General features: G+C 76.1%; 25 protein-coding genes. 12 read left to right on the forward strand and 13 right to left on the reverse strand.

The genetic code is table 11. From position 1 onward, the window contains the following. Positions 1-9 precede the first annotated feature (9 nt). Both O2W17_RS06580 and O2W17_RS06585 read right to left on the reverse strand, forming a co-directional pair. Complete coding sequence (locus tag O2W17_RS06580; RefSeq protein ID WP_269191600.1) at positions 10-1479, reverse strand: circularly permuted type 2 ATP-grasp protein; 1470 nt, start codon at positions 1477-1479, stop codon at positions 10-12. After that, a complete protein-coding gene (locus tag O2W17_RS06585; protein ID WP_269191601.1) occupies positions 1476-3377 on the reverse strand; it encodes a S9 family peptidase in 1902 nt (633 codons plus the stop codon). Before O2W17_RS06585 ends, O2W17_RS06580 begins: the two co-directional genes overlap by 4 nt. 244 nt (positions 3378-3621) lie before the next feature. Here O2W17_RS06585 and sepH point away from each other — a divergent pair, with 244 nt between their 5' ends. Continuing rightward, entirely contained in the window at positions 3622-4539 is a 918-nt protein-coding gene (sepH, locus tag O2W17_RS06590; protein ID WP_269191602.1) for a septation protein SepH, read from the forward strand. 70 nt (positions 4540-4609) lie between these two features. Then, positions 4610-5083 carry a general stress protein gene (locus tag O2W17_RS06595; protein ID WP_269191603.1) on the forward strand — a complete coding sequence of 158 codons (474 nt, stop codon included), beginning with the start codon at positions 4610-4612 and terminating at the stop codon, positions 5081-5083. Between the two features lie 45 nt (positions 5084-5128). On the opposite strand, the gene O2W17_RS06600 is transcribed toward O2W17_RS06595, so the two are convergent. Then, on the reverse strand, positions 5129-5935 hold the full coding sequence (locus O2W17_RS06600) for a TrmH family RNA methyltransferase (RefSeq protein WP_269191604.1): 807 nt from the start codon (positions 5933-5935) through the stop codon (positions 5129-5131). Positions 5936-5989: 54 nt separating this feature from the next. Between O2W17_RS06600 and O2W17_RS06605 the strand changes: the two genes are divergently transcribed. The 4 genes from O2W17_RS06605 (at position 5990) to O2W17_RS06620 (ending at position 9135) form a co-directional block, all read left to right on the forward strand. Further along, positions 5990-6943: an NAD(P)/FAD-dependent oxidoreductase gene (locus O2W17_RS06605; protein ID WP_269191605.1), complete on the forward strand. Its 954-nt coding sequence runs from the start codon at positions 5990-5992 to the stop codon at positions 6941-6943. 61 nt (positions 6944-7004) lie between these two features. Beyond that, entirely contained in the window at positions 7005-7724 is a 720-nt protein-coding gene (locus tag O2W17_RS06610) for an ABC transporter ATP-binding protein (RefSeq protein WP_269191606.1), read from the forward strand. Next, a complete protein-coding gene (locus O2W17_RS06615) occupies positions 7721-8512 on the forward strand; it encodes an ABC transporter permease (RefSeq protein WP_269191607.1) in 792 nt (263 codons plus the stop codon). Before O2W17_RS06610 ends, O2W17_RS06615 begins: the two co-directional genes overlap by 4 nt. Continuing rightward, on the forward strand, positions 8428-9135 hold the full coding sequence (locus O2W17_RS06620) for a TetR/AcrR family transcriptional regulator (protein WP_269191608.1): 708 nt from the start codon (positions 8428-8430) through the stop codon (positions 9133-9135). Before O2W17_RS06615 ends, O2W17_RS06620 begins: the two co-directional genes overlap by 85 nt. 1 nt (position 9136) lies before the next feature. Here O2W17_RS06620 and O2W17_RS06625 read toward each other — a convergent pair whose 3' ends face one another. Next, on the reverse strand, positions 9137-9973 hold the full coding sequence (locus tag O2W17_RS06625; protein ID WP_269191609.1) for a thioesterase family protein: 837 nt from the start codon (positions 9971-9973) through the stop codon (positions 9137-9139). Positions 9974-10000: 27 nt separating this feature from the next. Here O2W17_RS06625 and O2W17_RS06630 point away from each other — a divergent pair, with 27 nt between their 5' ends. Beyond that, positions 10001-10969: an aldo/keto reductase gene (locus tag O2W17_RS06630; protein WP_269191610.1), complete on the forward strand. Its 969-nt coding sequence runs from the start codon at positions 10001-10003 to the stop codon at positions 10967-10969. A 1-nt stretch (position 10970) separates the two neighbouring features. Here the strand turns inward: O2W17_RS06630 and thpR are convergent, their stop codons facing one another. The 5 genes from thpR to O2W17_RS06655 are packed head-to-tail and all read right to left on the reverse strand — an operon-like array spanning position 10971 to position 15380. After that, the gene (thpR, locus tag O2W17_RS06635) at positions 10971-11564 is read right to left on the reverse strand and encodes an RNA 2',3'-cyclic phosphodiesterase (protein ID WP_331254278.1); all 594 of its coding nucleotides are present in this window, start codon (positions 11562-11564) and stop codon (positions 10971-10973) included. Continuing rightward, the gene (locus tag O2W17_RS06640) at positions 11525-11908 is read right to left on the reverse strand and encodes a hypothetical protein (RefSeq protein ID WP_269191611.1); all 384 of its coding nucleotides are present in this window, start codon (positions 11906-11908) and stop codon (positions 11525-11527) included. Before O2W17_RS06640 ends, thpR begins: the two co-directional genes overlap by 40 nt. A gap of 59 nt (positions 11909-11967) precedes the next feature. Continuing rightward, positions 11968-13353, reverse strand: coding sequence for an MFS transporter (locus O2W17_RS06645; protein WP_269191612.1), 1386 nt, complete (start codon positions 13351-13353; stop codon positions 11968-11970). Beyond that, on the reverse strand, positions 13350-13784 hold the full coding sequence (locus O2W17_RS06650; protein WP_269191613.1) for a MarR family winged helix-turn-helix transcriptional regulator: 435 nt from the start codon (positions 13782-13784) through the stop codon (positions 13350-13352). Before O2W17_RS06650 ends, O2W17_RS06645 begins: the two co-directional genes overlap by 4 nt. Positions 13785-13811: 27 nt before the next feature. Next, positions 13812-15380 carry an NCS2 family permease gene (locus O2W17_RS06655; RefSeq protein ID WP_269191614.1) on the reverse strand — a complete coding sequence of 523 codons (1569 nt, stop codon included), beginning with the start codon at positions 15378-15380 and terminating at the stop codon, positions 13812-13814. Between the two features lie 105 nt (positions 15381-15485). Between O2W17_RS06655 and O2W17_RS06660 the strand changes: the two genes are divergently transcribed. Further along, positions 15486-15713, forward strand: a complete 228-nt coding sequence (locus O2W17_RS06660; RefSeq protein WP_269191615.1) for a DUF2530 domain-containing protein — start codon at positions 15486-15488, stop codon at positions 15711-15713. 7 nt (positions 15714-15720) lie between these two features. On the opposite strand, the gene O2W17_RS06665 is transcribed toward O2W17_RS06660, so the two are convergent. Continuing rightward, entirely contained in the window at positions 15721-16533 is an 813-nt protein-coding gene (locus O2W17_RS06665; RefSeq protein ID WP_269191616.1) for a DUF3027 domain-containing protein, read from the reverse strand. Between the two features lie 65 nt (positions 16534-16598). Here O2W17_RS06665 and O2W17_RS06670 point away from each other — a divergent pair, with 65 nt between their 5' ends. Together O2W17_RS06670 and O2W17_RS06675 are read left to right on the forward strand one after the other, a co-directional pair. Then, complete coding sequence (locus O2W17_RS06670; RefSeq protein WP_269191617.1) at positions 16599-18125, forward strand: MFS transporter; 1527 nt, start codon at positions 16599-16601, stop codon at positions 18123-18125. After that, positions 18122-18586: a DUF2771 family protein gene (locus O2W17_RS06675; RefSeq protein WP_269191618.1), complete on the forward strand. Its 465-nt coding sequence runs from the start codon at positions 18122-18124 to the stop codon at positions 18584-18586. The genes O2W17_RS06670 and O2W17_RS06675 overlap by 4 nt, the downstream gene beginning before the upstream one ends. Positions 18587-18592: 6 nt before the next feature. Here the strand turns inward: O2W17_RS06675 and O2W17_RS22290 are convergent, their stop codons facing one another. Next, positions 18593-18988: a cold-shock protein gene (locus O2W17_RS22290; RefSeq protein ID WP_442864520.1), complete on the reverse strand. Its 396-nt coding sequence runs from the start codon at positions 18986-18988 to the stop codon at positions 18593-18595. Between the two features lie 143 nt (positions 18989-19131). On the opposite strand from O2W17_RS22290, the gene O2W17_RS06685 reads away from it, so the two are divergent. Next, on the forward strand, positions 19132-19491 hold the full coding sequence (locus O2W17_RS06685; protein WP_269191619.1) for a YidH family protein: 360 nt from the start codon (positions 19132-19134) through the stop codon (positions 19489-19491). Continuing rightward, positions 19488-19805, forward strand: a complete 318-nt coding sequence (locus O2W17_RS06690) for a DUF202 domain-containing protein (RefSeq protein WP_269191620.1) — start codon at positions 19488-19490, stop codon at positions 19803-19805. Before O2W17_RS06685 ends, O2W17_RS06690 begins: the two co-directional genes overlap by 4 nt. Positions 19806-19814: 9 nt before the next feature. Here O2W17_RS06690 and O2W17_RS06695 read toward each other — a convergent pair whose 3' ends face one another. After that, positions 19815-20423: a maleylpyruvate isomerase family mycothiol-dependent enzyme gene (locus tag O2W17_RS06695; RefSeq protein ID WP_269191621.1), complete on the reverse strand. Its 609-nt coding sequence runs from the start codon at positions 20421-20423 to the stop codon at positions 19815-19817. Next, positions 20420-20986: a hypothetical protein gene (locus O2W17_RS06700; protein WP_269191622.1), complete on the reverse strand. Its 567-nt coding sequence runs from the start codon at positions 20984-20986 to the stop codon at positions 20420-20422. Before O2W17_RS06700 ends, O2W17_RS06695 begins: the two co-directional genes overlap by 4 nt. Positions 20987-21052 lie beyond the last annotated feature (66 nt).

Raw genomic sequence — 21052 nt, forward strand, 5'->3', positions numbered from 1 at the left:
CCGGGCCCCTCAGCGCAGCAGCCAGGTGTCCTTGCTGCCGTCGCCGGGGGCGCCCGGCAGGTCCGGCCCGTCCCCGGCGGCCACCCGGGTCAGGGCGAGGGGCAGGGCGGTGGTGGTCGCCCCGGCCACCGAGAACAGCCGCAGGCCCACCGGCCGGGGGCGCAGCTCCCCGTCGACCATCGTCGGGGCCGTCGAGGGCGCCACCGGCTCCCGGGCGACGAACCGGTGCGGCGCCGCGGCGATCTCGGCGCGCAGCGCGGCCAGCTCACCCGCCGAGCAGGCCGGACCGGAGACGACGGCCCGGCCGCCGTACCCCGCCACCGACTGCACCTCGAGCTCGTGCAGCCGGTCCCGGACGGCGGCCTCCGCGGCGGGATCGGCCAGCACCCAGGTCCGCGCCGAGCCCAGCAACGACTCCTCGCCGAGGTAGAAGCGGATCAGCGCCGGCACCCAGGCGTAGGCCGCCGCGTCGTCGGCCACCCCGTTCCCGGGCACGTTCGCGATCCCCAGCCGGCCGGCCCGCACCGCTTCGGTGAGGGCCACGTCCAGGGGCAGGCCCGGCCCGGTGGGATAGGCGCCGAGCAGCGCGTCGCCGAAGTGCCGGTAGAGGACGTCGACCGGCACCCGGCCGCCGTCCACGGCGGCCTCCACCCCGCCGTCGCTGCGCGGCCACAGGTCACCGGCCCGCACCAGCGGTGCCCCGAGGGCCTCGGCCAGCACCTGGTGCTCGAACCAGGTGCCGGCGCTCTCGCCCTGGGTGAGCACGGCGATCCGCGGCGGCCGGGACGCCGCCGGCGGCGCGGCGGCGGCGAGCGCGGCAGCCAGCAGCGCGACGGCGTCCGCCGGATCCCGGGGCTGCCGGCCGGCGAACAGCTCCGGTACGGCCGCCCGCGCGCTCGCCCGGTCGGCCAGCGCGTACCCGATCCCCGAGGCCGCCCGCAGGTCGTCGCGCACGACCACCCAGCGGTCACCGGTCGTGCGCACCAGGTCGACCGCCGCCACCGTCGCCCGGGGCTGGCCCGGCCAGGCGCGGGCCACCGCGTCCGGATCGCGACCGGGCGCGTGCGCCACCGCCCACTCGGGCAGCACGCCGGCCCGCACGACCTCCGGCGCGCGGTCGCTGTCGCCCCGTCGCCGCCCGGCCGGGCGGTAGGCGTCGGCGAGGAAGGCGTTGAGGGCCCGGTGCCGCTGGGCCACGCCGGCGGCCAGCACGGCCCAGGTGCCCGCGTCGACCAGCCGGGGCACCGGGTCCATGGGCACCGGGTGCACCTGCTGCCGGCCGTCCACCCAGGCCGAGACGGCGACACCGTGCTCGGCCCGCCAGGCCGCCAGGTGCCGGGCGGCGTCGGTCAGCCCGTCGGGCCCCAGCTGCTCCAGGGCAGCGATCGGCCCGGCCCATCCCGCGCGCAGCCGGCCGCCCGGACCGACGGCCTCGTCGGTGCGGGCGGTGGAGTATCCGGCGAACAGCTCCCCGTTCACAGCCACCGATCGAACCAGGCGGCGAGGCGCTCGCCCAGTTCGACCAGGTGGTCGCGGCCCACGATGGCGTGCCCCTCGCCGGCGAACAGCAGCAGATCGACGCACGCACCCCGCGCCTGCAGCGCCTGGTGCGCCTGCACCGACTCGGCGACCGGCACGTTTGTGTCGCGGTCCCCGTGCGCCAGCAGCACCGGCGAGGTGAGCCGGTCCAGGGCCGTCATCGGCGAGATCGCGGCCAGCATGTCCCGGTCGGCGACGGGGTCGCCGTACTCGGTGACCGACGCCGCGGCCATCCACGGCTCGGTGCCGGCGAAGAACGTGCGCAGGTCGCTCATCCCGGCCAGCGAGGCGCCGGCGGCGAAGAGATCCGGCCACCGGGTGAGCGCCATCAGTGTCAGGTACCCGCCGTAGGACCACCCGTGCGCGCCGACCTGCCCGGGCGCGGCGATGCCGGCGGTCACCAGCTCGTCGACCGTCGTCCGGACGTCGGCGAAGGAGGACTCGCGCGCCGGCCCGTCGTCGGAGGTCATGAAGGCGCGGCCGAACCCGCCGGAGCCGCGCACGTTGGGAGCGAAGACGGTGAGGCCCGCGGCCACCATGCTCTGCGTGATCGGCGACCAGCCGGGGCGCTCCTGCCCCTCCGGGCCGCCGTGGAAGCTCACCACCGTGCGGTTCGGGCCCCGGCTGCCCGCCGGCGTGTACAGCCAGCCCGACAGCACGACCCCGTCGGGGGCCACGTACCGGTGCAGCACGGGCTCGACCAGCCCGCGCGGGCCGGGGCGCTCCGGCGAGCAGGCCAGCGGCCGGGCGGCACCGCTGCCGTCGAGGGGCACCCACCACAGCCCGCGCGGCGCCCGCGGACCGGACAGCTCGGCGACCAGCGCGTCGGCGCCGACGGCCGGAGCCCAGCCGGTGAGCACCGGCTCGGGCAGCGGGATCCTGCGGACCACGGCGCCGTCGGAGAGGGCGTGCAGCCACAGCCGGCTGATCCCGTCGGCGTTCCAGAGCGCGAGGACGGTGCCGTCGGGGCGCACCGCGTAGCCGTCGAGGTCGGCATCCGCCCGGTACAGGACCGTGCGCCCCGGGCCGGGGACGCCGTCGTCGTCGAGGGGGACGGCGACCAGGCCGGCGCGGTCGGCGCCGGGCGGTCCCGGGAGGGCGGCGCGGACGTGCACCGTCCGGCCGTCCGCGGAGAACCGGCCGTCCTCCGAGGCGATGCCGCCGGGGGCGTCCAGCGGGAGCACCCGGCGCTGGATCCCGGTGGCGACGTCGATGACGACCGAGTGCCGGAAGACGCGGGGACCGCGCCGGGCGAGGACGGTGCGGCGGTCGGCGGACAGCGCCGTGACGGAGAGGAAGCCGCCGGAAGCCAGCGTCCGCAGCTCGCCGGTGGCGACGTCGACCAGGACGACGTCGGCGTCGGGACCCGCGCCGTTCGCGATCGAGCAGACGTAGTGCCCCGGCCCGCTCCAGGCGCCGGGGACGACGGTCGCGCGCGGGTCCTGGCCGGCGAGCAGCCGGGCATCGGTGCCGTCGGGGCGGACGACGTGCAGCTCGGCGCAGATCGATCCGCCGGGGCTGACGAGGTAGGCCAGCCACGCGCCGTCGGGCGACCAGGCGACGGAGACGACCTCCTGGTCGGCTCCGGAGACCTGGCGCGGGGGCGTCCGGCCGTCGAGCGTGGCCACCTCGAGGCGGGGCAGCCCCGAGCGGTCGGTGACGTAGGCGATCCGGGCGCCGTCCGGCGACGGCGCCGGGCACCAGGCGGCCGCGGCGCCGGCGACGCCGGCGATGACGCGGCGGACCGCGGCCGGCAGCGCCTCCGGCGGTGCCAGCGACTCCAGTGCGGGGAATCCCGCCGGCGCGGCCGTCCACTGGTCGGTCACCGGGCTGGCCATCGCTCCTCCTCGGCTCGTGTCGAGCGCTGGCGGACCCCGACTGTGCCGGGGGCGCGTTGCGGTCGTGTGTCAGGGCTGTCATCGGCGTGGAAACACCGCACCGGCACCCCCCGGCGGGGGGAGCCGGCCCGGGCACCGCGTGCGCGCCACGCCGGGCCGCCTGCGCGCGGCGCCCGCCGGACCCCGATAGCCTCGGGAACCGGGCTCTCGTCCGGGCCCGCCGCACCGGTTGCAGGAGGTCGCCATGCGCACGCTGCGCCTCGTGGCGCTCTCCGACGACGGGAAGAGTCTCATCCTCACCGCGGAGGGCCCCGACGCCCCCGACGGCGGGGAGCGGTTCGAGCTCCCGATCGACGACCGCCTGCGGGCAGCCGCCCGTGGGGACGCCCGCCGCCTCACCCAGATCGACGTCGACCTCGGCACGGAGCTGCCGCCGCGGGTGATCCAGTCCCGCATCCGCTCCGGCGAGACGCCCGAGCAGGTCGCGATCGCCACCGGCGCGCGGGTCGAGCGGATCATGCGTTTCGCGCACCCCGTGCTGCAGGAGCGCGAGCGCGTGGCCGGGCAGGCCCGCGAGGCCCGGGTCCGGCTGACCGACGGCGCACCCGGCGCGGTCCTCCAGCAGTTCATGGTCGAGCGGCTGCGGCTGATCGACACCGACATCGACGCCGTCGAGTGGGACGCCTTCCGCGGCGAGGACGGCACCTGGGTGGTCACCGGCGCGTGGCGCGCCGGCGCGAAGTCCGGCACCGCCCGGTGGAACTACGACCTGCCCTCCCGCACCGTCACGCCGGCCGACGCCGCGACGACCGACTTCAGCGAGGGCACCCGCCTGGTCCGGGTGGTCCCCGAGGTGCCCGCCGGCCTGCCGTCGCCGCTCCCCCGCAGCCGCCCGGTCGCGGTGGTCCGGGCGCCCGAGCCGGCTCCCGAGCCCGCCCCCGCCCTCCCGGCGGAGGAGGACGCGCTCGTGCGCGACGTGCACGCACCCGACGGCTCGCCCGAGGACGACGAGGCGATGACCGCGCTGCTGGACGAGGTCGCCGAGCACGACACGGTCGTGCTCGGCCGGGGCGGCGGCGACGGCTCCGACGACGACGAGGACCCGCGCGCCCGGATCCCGGCGTGGGAGGACATCGTGTTCGGGGTCCGCCGCAACCGCTGACGGTCGCACCGCGGAGGCCGACAGCCGGGTCCGGGTGGAACACCTCGCCGGGCTGGGTAGTTGACCAGGCATGAGTGCTTCGGTGTCGATGCCGCTGGGCGGCGTGCAGGTCGGGTCCTACGACAGCTACGAGCGGGCGCAGGCGGCGGTCGACCACCTGTCCGACGAGAAGTTCGCGGTCGAGAACGTGACCATCATCGGCACGGACCTGCGGATGATCGAGACGGTCACCGGCCGGCTGACCATGGGCCGGGCGGTCGCCGCCGGCGCGGCCGCCGGCGCCTGGTGGGGTCTGTTCGTCGGTCTGCTGCTGGGCATCTTCGCCCCCGACGGCAGCAACTGGATCGGCTCGGTCCTCACCGGCCTGCTGATCGGTCTGGCGTTCGGCGCGGCCTTCGGCGGGATGGGCTACGCCGCCACCCGTGGCCGGCGCGACTTCACCAGCACCAACAAGATCACCGCGAGCCGCTACGACGTGATGTGCCACCCGTCCCACGCCGAGGAGGCCCGGGCCATGCTGGCCCGTTTCTCCCTGCGCGGCTGACCCGACTTTCCGCGGAGGGGCTCCTCGCACTCTCCGCGGAAAGGCTCAGCGGAGCGAGGCGAAGGCGACCGCCGCCGCGGCGGCGACGCCCAGGGAGTCCACGCCGGCGCGCATCGGGATGCGCGCCCGCACCCGCGCCGCCTGCTGCGCCTCCGGGGTGAGCCCCGGGCCCTCGGCACCCAGCAGCACCGCCGTCCGCGGGTGCGCACGCGGGTCGACGTCGGCCAGGTCGATCGCGTCTGCCGCGGGCGTGAGCGCCACCGTCGTGTACCCCGCGTCGTGCACCCGGTCGAGGTCGGCCGGCCAGTCGGGCAGGACGGCGAACGGCAACGCGAGGACGTGCCCCATCGAGACCCGTACCGAGCGCCGGTAGAACGGGTCCGCGCAGCGCGGGTCGAGCAGCAGCCCGTCGATCCCCAGCGCCAGCGCCGACCGCGCGATCGAGCCGAGGTTCTCCGCGTCGTTGAGCGCCTCGAGGACGGCGAGCCGGCGGGGCGCCGCGGGATCCGGACCGGCCAGCAGCTCGTCGAGGTCCGCGGGCGGCTGCCGGTCGGCCGACGCGATCACCCCGCGGGTGAGCCGGAAGCCGATCACCTCCGACAGCACCCACTTGTCCGCCTCGTAGGCGGGGACCCCCTCCGGCAGGTCCAGCGCGGCCACCCGCCCCGGCACCCCGAAGACCGCGCGCACCCGGTACGGCGAGGCCAGCAGCCGCTGCACGGCGGGGACGCCCTCGACGATGACCGGCCCGCCCCACCGGGGGGTGCCCTCCGGCCGGTCACCGGCCTTGAGGTCGCGGAAGTCGGCCACCCGCTCGTCGTGCGGATCGGTGATGACGACGGGAGCGGGCATGCCGCCGATTCTGCCGGGTGGGCGCCGACGGTTCGCCGCCCCCAGGATCGAGCCGTGGCTCCCGACAACGCTCCCGTGACCGTCATCGGCGCCGGCATCGCCGGCCTCGCCTGCGCCCGCGCCCTCCAGGACGCCGGCCGCGACGTCGAGGTGCTGGACCGGGGGCGGGCTCCGGGCGGGCGGCTGTCCTCGCGCACGGTGCGCGGCCGCCCGGTCGACCTCGGCGCCTCCTACCTCACCGCCGGCGACGGCTCCCCGTTCGCCGCCGTGGTGGCCGACTGGGTCGACCGCGGGCTGGCCCGCCCCTGGACGGACACCTTCGCGGTGATCGGCCCCGAGGGGGACCGGGAGCGCAAGTCCGGGCCGCTGCGGTACGGGACCCCGCGCGGGTCGCGCAGCCTGGCCGCCGACCTCGCCACCGGGCTGACGGTCCGCACGGGGACGACCGTGCGGGAGGTGACCGCCGGCCCTGCCGTCGACGGGCGCGCGGTGCCGGCCGCCGTCCTCGCGATGCCGGGACCCCAGGCCGCGCGGCTGCTCGACCCGGCCGGCCCGGCGGGGCACCTGGCGGCCGCGGAGACGTGGCAGCCGGCCCTGGCGGTGGTCCTCGGCTGGGCCGGGCGGCGGTGGCCGGCCGACCTGCACGGCGCCTTCGTGCACGACGACCCGGCCGTGGAGTGGATCGCCGACGACGGCGACCGCCGCGGCGACGCCGCACCCGTGCTGGTCGCGCACACGACGGCCGGGTTGGCCGCCGGGCACCTGGAGGACCCCGCGGCCGCCGTGCCGGCCGTGGTGGCGGCCGTGCGGTCCGCCCTCGGCATCGACGGGGACCCCGACTGGACGGAGGTCCACCGCTGGACGTTCGCCCGGCCGGCAGCTCCGCGGGACGAGCCGTTCGGCCTGGTCGACGGGATCGGCCTCTGCGGGGACGGCTGGCACGCCCCCGCGAAGGTCGAGAGCGCCTGGTCCTCCGGCGCCGCACTGGGCCGTGCACTGGTCCGTTGACGGGGGAAATGAACTCATCTAGCGTTGAGTTCATCAGCCGTTGAGTTCTGGAGGGCGCGTCATGGACGCCGTCACCGTCACCGATCTCGTCATCGACCGGGGCCGCCGTCGCGTGCTCCCCGGGCTGTCGTTCACCGTCCCGGCCGGGCAGGTCACCGGCCTGCTCGGCCCCAGCGGCAGCGGGAAGACCACCCTGATGCGCGCCCTCGTCGGCGTGCAGCGCATCCGCTCCGGCACCGTCACGGTGCTCGGCGAGCCGGCCGGCTCCCCCGGGTTGCGCTCCCGCGTCGGCTACGTCACCCAGGCGCCGAGCGTCTACCCCGACCTCACCGTGCGGGAGAACGCCCGGCACTTCGCCGCCCTCTACGGGGCCGGCGCCCGCGAGGCGGATGCGGCCGTCGCCGGCGTCGGACTGGCCGACGCCGCCGGCCAGCTGGTCGCCGACCTCTCCGGCGGCCAGAAGGGGCGCGTCTCCCTGGCCTGCGCCCTGGTGGGGAGCCCCGAGGTGCTGGTCCTCGACGAGCCGACGGTCGGGCTCGATCCCGTGCTGCGCGTCGAGCTGTGGGAGAGGTTCCACGCACTCGCCGCGGCCGGGACGACGCTGATCGTCTCCAGCCACGTGATGGACGAGGCGGGCCGGTGCGACCGGCTCCTCCTGCTCCGCGACGGCGAGCTCATCGCCGATTCCACGCCGGCGCAGCTCCGCGCCGACGGCCGTTCAGAGGACCTCGAGGAAGCGTTCCTCAACGTCGTCCGCGCCCGTGAGGAGGTCGCGGCGTGACCGCGATCCTGGACCGCCCGGCCCCCACCCACCTGAGCCCCCGGCTCACCGCCGCCACCGCCGGCCGGGTGCTCCGCCAGCTGCGGCACGACCACCGCACCATCGCGATGATGCTGGTGCTGCCGAGCGCGCTGCTGGGCCTGCTGTACCTGCTGTGGAAGGACGTCCCCACGCTCCCCGGCCAGGCCGGCATCTTCGACCGGGTCGGGCTCACGATGCTCGGGATCTTCCCGTTCGTGGTGATGTTCCTGGTGACCAGCATCGCGATGCTGCGGGAGCGCACCTCGGGCACCCTCGAGCGGCTGCTGACCACCCCTCTGGCTCGGCTGGACCTGCTGCTGGGCTACGGGGCGGCCTTCGGCCTCGCGGCGGCGCTGCAGGCCGTGGTCACCGTCACGGTCGCGACGACGCTCTACGACCTCGACGTGACCGGTTCGACCTGGCTGGTCGTGCTCATCGCCGTCGCCGACGCGGTGCTGGGCGTGGCGCTGGGGCTGCTGGCCAGCGCGTTCGCCCGCAGCGAGTTCCAGGCGGTGCAGTTCATGCCGGTGGTCGTGCTGCCGCAGTTCTTCCTGTGCGGGCTGCTGGTCCCCCGCGAGCAGATGGCCGGCTGGCTGCAGGCGGTCAGCGACGTCCTGCCGCTCACCTACGCCGTCGAGGCCCTGCAGGAGGTCGGGCGGTCGGCCGAGGCGACGGGCACGATGTGGGCCGACGTCGGGATCGTGTCCGGCGTCGCCCTGCTCGCCCTCGCCCTGGCGGCGGCGACCCTGCGGAGGAGGACAGCCTGAGCAGCGCAGAACCCGCTCGCGCACGACGGTCGGGACGGCGCCCCGGGAACCCCGACACCCGGGACGCCGTCCTGGCGGCTGCCCGGGAGGCGTTCGCCGAGCGCGGTTTCGACGGCGCCACCATCCGCGGGATCGCCGCCGCGGCCGGGGTCGACCCGGCCCTGGTGCACCACTACTTCGGCAGCAAGGACCAGCTCTTCCTCGCCGCGATCGACGCCCCGGAGAACCCCGCCGAGCTGCTCCCCGAGGTGCTGGCGGGCGGCCCCGACGCGCTGGGCGAAGGCATCGTCCGGATGCTGCTCGGTGTGTGGGACGGCCCGGCCCGGCCCGCCGCCCTCGCGCTGGTCCGCTCGGCGGTGGGCAGCGAGTGGACGGCGAAGCTCCTCCGGGAGTTCCTGGTCACCCAGATCCTGCGGCGCGTGGTGGGCACGCTCGGGCTGCCTCCGGCCGAGCGCGAGGCGCGGGGGGCGCTGGCCGCCTCCCAGCTGATGGGCCTGGTCATGGCCCGGTACGTGCTCAAGGTGGAGCCGCTGGCCTCGGCCACGCCGGAGTCGCTGGTCGCCGCCATCGGCCCCACGGTGCAGCGCTACCTCACCGGGGAGGTGGAGCTGCCCCTCCGGTGACTCAGCGGGGAGCGCGGGCCAGCTGGCGGCTCTGCGCGACCAGCCGTCCGGTGGAGTCCCAGATCCGGCACTCCTCGTCGAGCCAGCCACCGGCGATCTCGGTGGCCCGCGACTCGGCCAGGCACCACCCGGGGGCGGGCAGCGCCCGCACCAGCACCTGGAGCTGGATGGTCGGCGCCCAGCCCATCAACCCCATCGACCAGATCGTGGGTGGCAGCGCGTCGGCGAAGAGCAGCAGCGCGAACGGGTCGGGCTCCCGGCCGTCGGCGAGCCGCATCCAGGCGCGCATGACCGGCTCCCCCGAGGGGGTGCCCAGCGCCCAGCCGGCGGTCGCCGGGTCCAGTCGGGTCTCCACCCGGTGCCGCAGCCCCACCGCGGGCACGGGACGCCCGCCCATGTCGGCGCCCGGCTGCGCGTCGAGGCACTCCTCGGCCGGCGGCACCTCCGGCGCGGGAGAGGAGGAGTGCACGGGCTCGTCGCCGGCGAGCGTCGCCGTCGTCACCTGCACGCTCAGCGTGGGCCCCTCGGCCCCGCTGAGGACGACGCCCGCGTGCGCGAGGGTGCGCCCGGCCGGGCCCGGCGTGACGGCGAGGGTGGCCGGGCCGGGCGGCGTCGCCCGCAGGTAGCTGGCCGACACCGCCACCGGGTGCGGGTGCGGGCTGTCGGCGACGGCCGCCCGAACCGCGACGGCCAGCAGGTACCCGCCGTTGAGGATGCCGCTGCCCACGTCCCAGCCGGGCCGGAGATCGGCGGCGTACCCGCCGGCCTCGGCGCGGTGGACCGTCGTCGCGCGGTCGAACTCGGAGTCGGCGGTGGCGAGCTGATCGTCCTGCGGCACGTCCGACAGGGTGCCAGGGTGGCCGTCATGGACTACACCCACCTCGGCCGCAGCGGCCTCTCGGTCTCCCGGCTGTGCCTGGGCACGATGAACTTCGGCTGGAAGACCGGGGAGGGCGACTCGCACGCGGTCATGGACCGGGCGCTGGCCGAGGGCGTGAACTTCTTCGACACCGCCAACTTGTGCGGGTTCGACGCCGGCAAGGGCCGCACCGAGGAGGTGCTCGGCAGCTGGTTCGCCCGGGGCGAGGGACGCCGGGAGAAGACGGTGCTGGCCACCAAGGTCTACGGCGGGATGTCGGACTGGCCCAACGACACGTTCCTCTCCGCCCGCAACATCGTCCGCGCCTGCGAGGGGTCGCTGCGCCGGATGGGCACCGACTGGATCGACCTCTACCAGTTCCACCACGTCGACCTGCGCACCCCGTGGGAGGAGATCTGGCAGGCCTGCGAGACGCTCGTCGCCCAGGGCAAGGTGCTCTACGTCGGCTCGTCCAACCACGCCGCCTGGCAGATCACCCGCGCCAACGCGGTGGCCGAGCGCCGGCACTCCACCGGCCTGGTGAGCGAGCAGTCGCACTACAACCTGCTCACCCGGCACGTGGAGCTGGAAGTGCTGCCGGCCGCGCAGCACCTCGGCGTCGGCATCATCCCGTGGAGCCCGCTGGCCGGCGGGCTGCTCGCCGGCGTCCTGGAGAAGACCGACGGCGGACGGCGCAACGACGAGCGCACGCAGCAGCGGATCGAGCAGCACCGGCCCGCGCTGGAGGCCTACGAGGCCCTCTGCCGCGACCTGGGCCACTCCCCCGCCGACGTCGGCGTGGCCTGGCTGCTGCACCAGCCCGCGGTCACCGCACCGATCGTCGGCCCGCGCACCATGGCGCAGTTCGAGGGGGCGCTCCGGGCGCTGGAGGTGCGGCTGGACGAGGCGGCGCTGGCCCGGCTCGACGAGATCTTCCCCGGCTACCGGGCCGCTCCCATGGAGTACGCCTGGTGAGTCAGCCGACCGGCCAGGTGGCCAGCGTCTCGTGGCGGGCGTCGGCACCGAGGTGGCTCTCGACCAGCCGCACCTCGTGCACCGGCCACTCCGGCCCCCGGTAGCCGGCCAGCCGGTCGGTCAGCGTCCCGTCGGCGGGGTGGCCCGGCCGCCAGCGACCAAGGGTCAGGTGCGGGCGGAACGGGCGGTCCTCCACCGGCAGCCCCAGGCGGCGGGCCACCGCGCCCAGCCGCCCGGCGAGCGCGACCAGCGGGGCGACGTCGCCGTCGAGCCCGGCCCACGCGACCTGCGGCCGGCGCAGCGGCCCGAACCGCCCGCCCCCGGCCAGCCGCAGCGTCATCGGCGGCGTCCCGGCGACGGCGGGCGCGGCGTCGGCCACCAGCCCGGGCACCGCGGTGTGGGGCACCGCGCCCAGGAACAGCAGCGTCAGGTGCCACCGCTCGGGACGGCTCCAGCGCGGGCCCCCCGGCGCGGCGCGCAGCGGTGCGAGCACGCGGTCGAGGTGCCGGCAGGCGTCGGCCGGTGGCTCGACGGCGAAGAACAGCCGGCGCGGGCTCAGACGGGCACCTGCAGGCCGGCCCGGCGCAGCGCGCAGATCAGCCGCAGCCGCTCTATCTCGCGGGCCCGGTCGTCGCGCAGGCCCGCCAGCTCCGACGGCTCACCGAGCATCGCGGCGGCCTCGAGCAGCACGTCGTCGTAGGCCGCCTGCACCCCGCGGCGGCGGACCATCGGCACCCCGGCGGGGACGACGGCGACCTGGCGGCCCAGCCGGCGCAGGTCGGCCGCCACCAGGTGCAGCGACCGGGCGGAGGGCGCGGGGTGCCGGGCGGCCCGGCGCCGGGCAGACCACTCCTCCACCCGCCGGGTCAGCGGGCCGAAGAGGGCGATCACCGCGATGAACGCGGCGAGCAGCGCGACGAGGTGGATCAGTGCGGCCATGGTGAGCTCCCGCGCACGTGCGGAACCGGTGGCGCCGACGGTACGCGCGCCGGACGACGTCAGCGCAGCTGCTGGCCCGGCGCCTTCGCGGCCATCTCCTCCTCCGCGGCCCGGACCTGCGGGGACGGGACGGCGGGCCGCTGCGGGCCGACCAGGACGCGCACGCGCAGCGGCGCCCGGTCCAGCCGGACCCGGACCGACCGGTGGCGGGCCAGCAGCACCGCCGCCGCGAGCCCGGCGACGACGCACACCCCACCGCCGAGGATCAGGCCCCAGGGGGCGCCGAAGCGCTCCGACACCCAGCCGACCAGCGGTGCGCCGACCGGGGTGCCGCCCATGAAGCACATGAAGTACAGCGCCATGACCCGCCCGCGCATCTGCGGCTCGACCCCGAGCTGGACGAAGCTGTTGTTGGCCACGCTGAAGACCAGCGCCGCCGCGCCGGTCGGCACCAGCAGCAGGGCGAAGCTGACGTAGCCGGGCATCAGGCCGGCGACGACGGTGCTCGCGCCGAAGACCACCGCGGAGCCGACCAGGAACCGCTGCCGCGGGCGGACGCTGCGCCGGGTGGACATCAGGGCCCCGCTGAGCGAGCCGACGGCGAAGGCGGTGGACAGCAGCCCGAACGCCTCGGCCCCGAGGCCGAACGTCTCGCGGGCCATCAGCGCGATGGTGACCTGGTAGTTGAAGCCGAAGGTGCCGATCACGAACGCCAGGCCCATGGCCAGCACCAGGTCGGGGTGGGCCCAGGTGTAGGCCAGCCCGGCGCGCAGCTGGCCCCGGCCCCGGGCGACCGGCGGGCTGGGCAGCAGCTCGTCGGTGCGCATGCCGGCCAGCGCCACGATGGTGAAGGCGAAGCTGGCCGCGTTGATGAAGAAGGCCGGCGCCGTGTTCCCCGACGCCGCCCCGATCAGCAGCCCGGCCAGCGCCGGCCCGACCAGCCGGGCGCTGTTGAAGATCGTCGAGTTGAGGCTGACGGCGTTGGTGATCAGCTCGGGGCCGACCATCTCCGGGACGAACGCCTGCCGGACCGGCACGTCCAGCGCCGACACCGACCCCAGCGCCCCGGCGAGCAGGAAGACGTGCCAGAGCTCGACCGCGCCGGTGGCCACCAGCAGCGCGAGGGCCAGCGAGAGCAGCCCCATGAGCGCCTGGCTGATCAGCAGCAGCCGGCGCTTGGGGTAGCGGTCGGCGAGGACGCCGCCGTACATGCTCAGCAGCAGCGCGGGCCCGAACTGCAGCGCGGTGATCAGGCCGAGGGCGACACCGCTGCCGTCGGAGAGCTGCAGCACCAGCCAGTCCTGGCCGATGCGCTGCATCCAGGTGCCGGTGAGGCTCGCCAGGTTGGCCGAGGCGTAGCGGCGGAAGTTCCGCACCCGGAGGGCGCGGAACATGCCCGTGCCCGGCTCGGACGGCGTCCGCTGGTCAGTGCTCGTGCAGGTCACCCACTGGCGAGCTTGTCCATGATCTCGGCCGCCTCGCGCAGCACCGCCCGCTCCTCGGCGGTCAGCTCCTGGAGCCGGCCGGCCAGCCACGCCTCCCGCGCCTGGGCCTCCGCGGAGAGCATCTCCTCGGCGGCGGGGGTGAGCTCGATGATCACCTGGCGCCCGTCGGTCGGGTGCGGGGTGCGGGTCACCAGCCCGGCGCTCTCCAGGGCGACGACGACCCGCGTCATCGACGGCGGCTGCACCCGCTCGTGGTTGGCCAGCTCTCCCGGGCTCATCGGGCCGTGCCGCTTCAGCGTCGACAGCGCCGCCAGGTGCGTCAGCGTCACCGAGGTGTCCACCCGCTGGTTGCGCAGCCGCCGCGAGAAACGCATGACCGCCAGCCGCAGCTCGTGCGCGAGCGCGGCGGTGTCGAGCGTCGTCCGGCTCACCGTCGTTAGCCTAACTCAGGAGGTCGGTCAGAAGAGCTGCTGCAGCGGCTCGAGGGCGAAGTAGACCAGGAACATCACGGCGATGACCCACATCAGCGGGTGGATGTCCCTGCGCCGGCCGACGACCAGGCGCAGCAGCACGAAGCTGATCACGCCCGCTCCGATGCCGTTGGTGATCGAGTACGTGAACGGCATCAGCGCGATGGTCAGGAAGGCCGGGATGACCAGGGACATGTCGTCCCACGACAGGTACCGGATCTGGGTGACCATCAGCGCGCCGACGATGACCAGCGCGGGGGCGGCCGCCTCCGCCGGCACGACCGCCACCAGCGGGGTGAAGAACACCGCCACCAGGAAGAGCAGGCCGGTGACGACGCTGGCCAGCCCGGTCCGCGCACCGTCGGCCACACCGGCGGTGCTCTCGATGTAGGTGGTGTTCGACGAGACGCTGCCCGCGCCGCCGGCGGCGGCGGCGAGGGAGTCGACGAGCAGCACCGGCTGGGACTTCGGCAGGTTCCGCTTCTCGTCCAGCAGGTCGCCCTCGGCGCCGACGGCGGTGACGGTGCCGACGGTGTCGAAGAAGTCGGCGATCATGATCGAGAAGACGATGAGCAGGGCGGCGAGGATGCCGATGCGCTCGAAGCCGCCGAAGAGCGAGAAGTTCCCGAGCAGCGACAGGTCCGGGGTGCTCACGACGTCGTCGGGCAGCGCGGGCACCTGCAGCCACCAGCCGCGCGGGTTCTCGCCGTCGTCCCCGAACCGCGGGCCGATGCCGGCGATCGCCTCCACGACGATCGCCAGGACCGTGGTGATGACGATGCCGATCAGCAGGGCACCCTTGACCTTGCGGACCACGAGCACGGCCATGAGCAGCAGGCCGACGACGAACACGAGCGTCGGCCAGCCCGCCAGCTGCCCGCCGACGCCGAAGCTGATCAGCGGGTTCCCCGGCCGGATGATCCCCGCGTCGGCCAGGCCGATGATCGTGAGGAAGAACCCGATGCCCACCGCGATGGCGGTCTTCAGCTGGGGCGGGATCGCCTCGAAGACGGCCCGCCGGAAGCCGGTGAGGACCAGCACCGTGATGAGCAGTCCCTCGAGCACGACCAGGCCCATGATCTCCGGCCAGGACAGCTGGGTGGCCGCGAAGACGGCGACGATCGCGTTGATGCCCAGCCCGGTGGCCAGCGCGAACGGGTAGCGGCCGACGACGCCCATGAGGATGGTCAGCGCACCGGCCAGCAGGGCGGTGACGGCGGCGATCGAGCCGAACGGGAGCACCGTGCCCTCGACGTCGGCACCGGGCACGTCGCCGGGCCCCGCGATGCTCGTCAGGATGATCGGGTTGAGCACCACGATGTAGGCCATCGTGAAGAAGGTCGTGAACCCGCCGCGCACCTCGCGGCCCACGGTCGACCGGCGGGCGCTGATCCCGAAGTAGCGGTCCATCCCGTTCTTCGGGCGCGGCCGCGGGCCCTCGCTCCGGCGGGGGATGGTGGGCGGCGTGCCCGCCGAGACGTCGGCGGGGGTGTCTCCGGTGGAGACCGGACCACCTGAGGCGCTGGCGCCCCCGGAGGGACGGGACTGCTGCGGCATGCGGACTCTCCGGGCGGTGCGGGTGACCAACGAGCGGCGACAGCGTGCCACACGCCCCGATCGGGCCCCTCGACCCGTGACCGGGCCGCGCTCTAGGGTGCCCTCGTGCCCGGTCCACCCAAGCAGGCCCCGCCGCCGCTGCAGGTCGACACCGCCCGCGTGGTGCTGGCCGGGATCGCGGTGTGGGCGGTGGCCCTCGTCGTGCTGCTGGTCCTCGGCGACCGGGTGGACCGGATGTGGACCTGGACCTGCGTCGCCGCGATCGGCCTGGCGCTGCTCGGGCTGGGCGTGATGAAGCTGCAGGGCCAGCTGGGCCCGCGAGACCGCGGCTGAGCCGCGGTCAGTCGCTCAGGACGTCGTACTCCGAGGTGTCGTAGCGGGCCGAGGTGACCACCTCGGTGTCCTGGACGACGACGAGCGTGGCCTGGCTGTGCGCTCCGCAGCCGTAGTCGGCGGTGACCACCCGGCCCTCGGCGGGCGCGTAGGCGTTGCCGCAGGCGCCGAGCACCTGCCGCAGCGAGCCGGCGAGCGGGAGGTAGAAGCCGCACGAGGCGCACGGCCCGGGGGCCTGCCGGGCCATGGGTGCCGTGGGGCCGAACTCCCCCGCCGTCCAGCGGGCCACCGCCTCGGACCGCCCCTCCCGGGACAGAACCCGCTCCCGGCCCAGACCGATCTCGCCGGCGACGATCCGGCCCTCGGGGTCGTCGGCGGAGTCGTCGTCGACCGTGTAGGCCGGCGCCAGCCGCGGGTCGTCCTCGGTCGCCGGCAGCACGTCGCCGACCGAGAGGTCGCCCGGGCGCAGCCGCTCGTGCCACGGCACCCAGGCCGGCGCCAGCAGCGCCTGGTCGCCGGGCAGCAGCACGACCTCGTCGACGGTGATCCGCTCGTCGCCGGGGACCCGCGCGATCGTGACCGCCCAGTGCCAGCCGACGTACCCGGGCAGCCGGCTGGCGAAGGTGTGGGTGAGCACCTCGCCGAGGTGGGCCGCGGCCCCTTCGGCGGACACGGTCTCGGGCGTGGCGCCCAGGTGCTCGCCGACCGCGTCGGCGTCGCCGGCCGTCTCGACGGCGGCCGCGCGGGCCGGCTCGATCGCGGCGGTCAGCGGGTCGACCGCGGCGGAGGCGGGCCGGACGGCTGCGGAGGACTCGGACACGCCCCCCATTGTGGCGGACGACCCGGCGTCCGGCTCCGACCGGACTCCCGGCCCGGTGCGGCACCATGGTCGGCGTGCCCGCCTCCCGCCGTCCGCCCGGTGCTCACCGGCGGGCGCGGCTGTCCCGCCGGTCGGTGCCGACCGGCCCGGACCGCGTCGACACGGCACCGCTCGACGTCGGGCGGCCGCAGACCCGGCCACTGCCGTCGGCGACCCCGCCGCCGGGCCCGGCGGCCGCGCCGGCCAAGCTGACCGTCACCCGCGTCGCCGCCGCGCGCAGCCGCGAGCTCACCGTCGCCGCGGCCCGCCGGGTGCGGACCGCCAGCCGCGCCGACGGCGCCGGCGAGAGCGGGCTGACCCAGCTGCTGTGGGTCAACGCCCTGCACATGGCCGGCGACGCGATGATCGCCGTCTCCCTCGCCGGGACGCTGTTCTTCGCGGCCGCCGGCGACGCCCAGCGCGGCAACGTCGCGCTCTACCTGCTGGTGACGATGGCGCCGTTCGCCCTGCTCGCCCCGGTCATCGGGCCGGTGCTGGACCGGCTGCAGCGCGGCCGGCGGTGGGCCATGGCCGTCTCGCTGGGCGGCCGGGCGGTGCTGGCGCTGGTCATGGCGGCGCACTTCGACGACCTCTGGCTGTACCCGGCGGCCCTCGGGGTGCTGGTGCTCTCCAAGGCGCACAACGTGCTGCGGGCGGCGGTGGTCCCGCGCGTGCTGCCCGGCGCGATGTCGCTGACCTCGGCGAACGCCCGGCTGTCGGTGTTCGGGCTGGCGACCGCCGGTGTCGCCGGCGGGCTCGGCGCCGGGGTGGCCGCGTACATCGGCTTCGACTGGGAGCTGTGGGCGACCGCCGCGGTGTTCCTCACCGGCGCGGTGCTCGCCGTCCGGCTCCCCGCGCACGTGGACGTCCCCGCCGGCGAGGAGCCGGCCGACGTGCTCACCACCGCGGAGATCCCGCTGCCCGGCCGGCGGCGCCGGGTCACCCCCCACGTGGTGCTCGCGCTGCGGGCCAACGCGGCCCTGCGCGGGCTGGGCGGGTTCCTGACGATCTTCATGGCGTTCCTGGTGCAGGCCACCTTCGCCGACGGCTGGGAGGCGACGCTGGCCCTCGGGGCGCTCGCGGTGGCGGCCGGCGCCGGCAGCTTCACCGGGACGGCGGTCGGGTCGCGGCTGCACACCGCCGCCCCCGACCGGCTGGTGCTCTGGGCCGCCTCGGCCGCGGCGGTCGTCACCGTCCTGGCCGCGGTGTTCTACGGCTTCGGCATGGCGGTGCTGGTGGCCGCCGTCTCCGCCGTGGCGAACGCGCTGGGCAAGGTGTCGCTGGACGCGATCATCCAGCGGGAGGTGCCCGAGAGCCTGCGCGCCTCGGCCTTCGCCCGGTCGGAGACGATGCTGCAGCTGGCCTGGGTGGTCGGCGGAGCGCTGGGCATCGCGCTGCCGCCCACCGGCTGGATCGGCTTCACGGTCGCCGCCGCGCTGCTCGCGCTCGCCGTCGGGCTGCTCCTGTGGACCCTCTCCCGCAGCCGCACCCCGGCCGCCCCGACGGGGTCCCCGGACGCGCCGACGACGCCGATGGGACCGTCGTGGACGTGAGAAGGCCCGCGACCGCATCCCTGCTCGCCCTCTGCGCCGCCGGCTCGCTGGCCGCCTGCGCGGGCGAGCCCGACACCCCCGGGGACGTCCGGGTGCAGGCCGGGAGCCAGGACGTGACCGCCCGGCCGACCCAGTACTGCCTGGACGGCGAGGGGCAGCGCTACGACGTCACGCCCCCGCTGGTCGAGGTCTCCCCCGACACCGCCATCACGCTGACCGTGCCGGAGCGGATCGCCGAGCGCGGCTGGCAGGTGCAGGTGTTCGACGAGTCGCTGCAGGAGGTGATCGGCGAGGTCGACGTCCCGGCGGGCACGGAGTCGTTCGCGGAGATCAGCTCCTCCGACGTCGTCCCGCCCGCCTTCTACCTCGTCGTCGTCGAGGACAAGGGCGGCGACTGCGGCGAGTTCACCGGCGCCTGGCCGATCGGCTTCCTGCGCGCGGGCGGGCAGCTCCCGGGCTGAGCGGGCTCAGCCCTCCAGGTCGCCGGCGACCGCGCGCAGCACCGAGGCGACCTTGCGGGACTCCGCGCGGTCGGGGTGCCGCCCGTGGCGCAGCCCCTCGCCGACGTCGTCGAGCAGCTTGATCAGGTCCTCGATGATCGGGACGAGCTCGTCGGGTTTCTTCCGGCTCTTCGCCGCCACGGTGGCCGCCACCGAGGGGAGCGGGTCCAGGACGCGCACCTGCAGCGCCTGGTCACCCCGGCGGCCGGCCACGATGCCGAACTCCACGCGCTGGCCGGGCTTGAGGTCGCCGCTGCCGGCCGGGAGGGCGTCCTTGTGCACGAAGACGTCGGGCCCGTCCTCGCGGGAGAGGAAGCCGAAGCCCTTCTCCGCGTTGAACCACTTCACTCTGCCGGTGGGCACGGTGGGATCCCTCAGTTCTCGGTGTGGCGCGGCCCGCGGGCCGGTCGGACGACGACAGCGCTGCTCGTCGACCAGGTTAGCCGCCGCCACGCTTCCCCGACCTCGCGATTCCGGGGCGCGCCGGTCGTCCCTACCCTGGGCCGGTGCCCGAGCCCGCGGACGGCCCCGACCATCCCGACTACCGGTTCACCCTCGCCAACGAGCGCACGCTGCTGGCCTGGCTGCGCACCGGCCTGGCCCTCGTGGCCGGTGGGGTCGCCGTCGCCACCTACGCCCCCGACCTGGGCGTGCGCTGGGGCAGCGCCGCCGTCTCCCTGGCCCTGGTGCTGATCGGGCTGGGCACCGCGCTGGCCGGTTACCGCCGGTGGCGGGGCAACGAGGCGGCGATCGCCGCGGGGCGGGCGCTGCCGTCGAGCCCCGTCGTCCCCGCGGTGGCCGCCGCGGTGGCCGCGGTCGTGGTGGTCGTCGGCGTCCTCGTGGGGATCGAGGTGATGCGCGGGTGACGGCGGTGGAGACCCAGCCCGAGCGCACCGCGCTGGCCTGGCAGCGCACCGGGCTGGGCGTGCTGGCCGTCGCCGCGCTGCTCGGCCACCGGGCGCTCGGGGCCGGGCGCCCGGCGCTGCTCGTGGCGGCCGGGCTCACCGCCCTGCTCGGGCTGGGCGTGCTGGGCGGTCTCGCCCCGGCGCGCTACCGGCAGGTGCGGGACCGGGTGGCCGGCGGCCGGGCGGTGACCACGCCCGCGCCGGCCCGGGCGGTGACCGCCGTGGTGGTGCTCACCGCGCTCGCCGCCGCCGTCGCCGTCCTCGTCCCGGGCTGAGGGCGCCCGTCACCGGCGGCGCAGGACCCGGCCGTCGGGGAGCGTGCGACCGCTCAGCAGCGCGACCAGCCGCCCGCTGTCCGCGCGGACGACGTCGCCGTCCCCCCGGCTCCAGGCGGTGTCTTCGGCCTCGAGGCGGACGCCGGCCAGGTCGATCCCGAAGATCGCGCCGTCCGCGGCGGTGAGCCGGTCCAGCACCGCGACCACGGCGTCGGCCGGTGCCGCCGCCGGCCGACCCAGCGGGACGGTGACGTCGAGGGAGTGGATGACGGCGTGGCTGAGCGCACCGGGCGCCCCGCCGCCGGGCGGTTGCCACCCGTGCAGCACCGGCGAGCGCAGGCCGGCCAGGAGCTCGGCGGTGGGCAGGGCGGCGTCGCGGGCGGCCACGGCGTCGGAGAAGCGGGTGAAGTCGCCGCCCGCCGCCGCCATCCCGGCGCCGAACTGCTCGGCCGACAGCCGCACCGGCATGGTCACGTGCGCCACCACGTGCCGGACCTGCCACCCCGCGCAGAGCGACGGGGCGTCCCAGGTCTCGGCCGGCCCCGTGTCCAGCAGGCCGGCGAGGCCGTCGTACGTCCCCGCCACCCACGACTGCAGGTCGCTCGCGTCGGAACTCATCGCGGTCCGGCCTCGGGTACGACGCCCAGCCGGTCCAGCAGAACCAGGAAGACGACGGCGAAGTCGTTGCCGGCCACCTCGCGGGCCACCTGCGGCCAGTCCACCTGCTCGCGCATCGCGCGCGCCACCGGCAGCAGCCGGCCGAAGTCGCAGTAGTGCTCGTCCAGGGCCATGAGCTTGGCGGCGACGACGTCGGTGGCCCCGAGCACCGGCATCTGGACCGAGAGGACCGGCAGGGTCTCCGCCCGCTCCAGCAGATCGGTCCCCGCGGGGCGGCCGCAGGTCCGCCAGACCACGTCGACGAACACCTCGCCCTGCACCACCTTGAGCAGCCAGTCCTCGGCGGGCTCGACCACCTGGAGGCCGGCGTCGGCCAGCGCCTTCGCCGCCCGCTCGGACTCGGCGGCCGGCACGACGAAGTCGGCGTCGTGGTCGGGCTCGGGAGCACCCCGGACCCACGCGGCGTAGCCACCGCACAGCGCGAACGGCACCTCGGCCTGCTTGAGCGCGACGGCGGTCCGCTTCATCAGGTCGCGCACCTGGTCGCGCGGGGTGGGCTCCACGGGGCGTCGCTACCCGTTGGGTGCGCGAGCACGCACGCCGGGGGTAGATCCGGCACCGGGCGGGGC

Source organism: Blastococcus sp. VKM Ac-2987 (assembly GCF_026967805.1).
Taxonomy (GTDB): Bacteria; Actinomycetota; Actinomycetes; order Mycobacteriales; family Geodermatophilaceae; genus Blastococcus.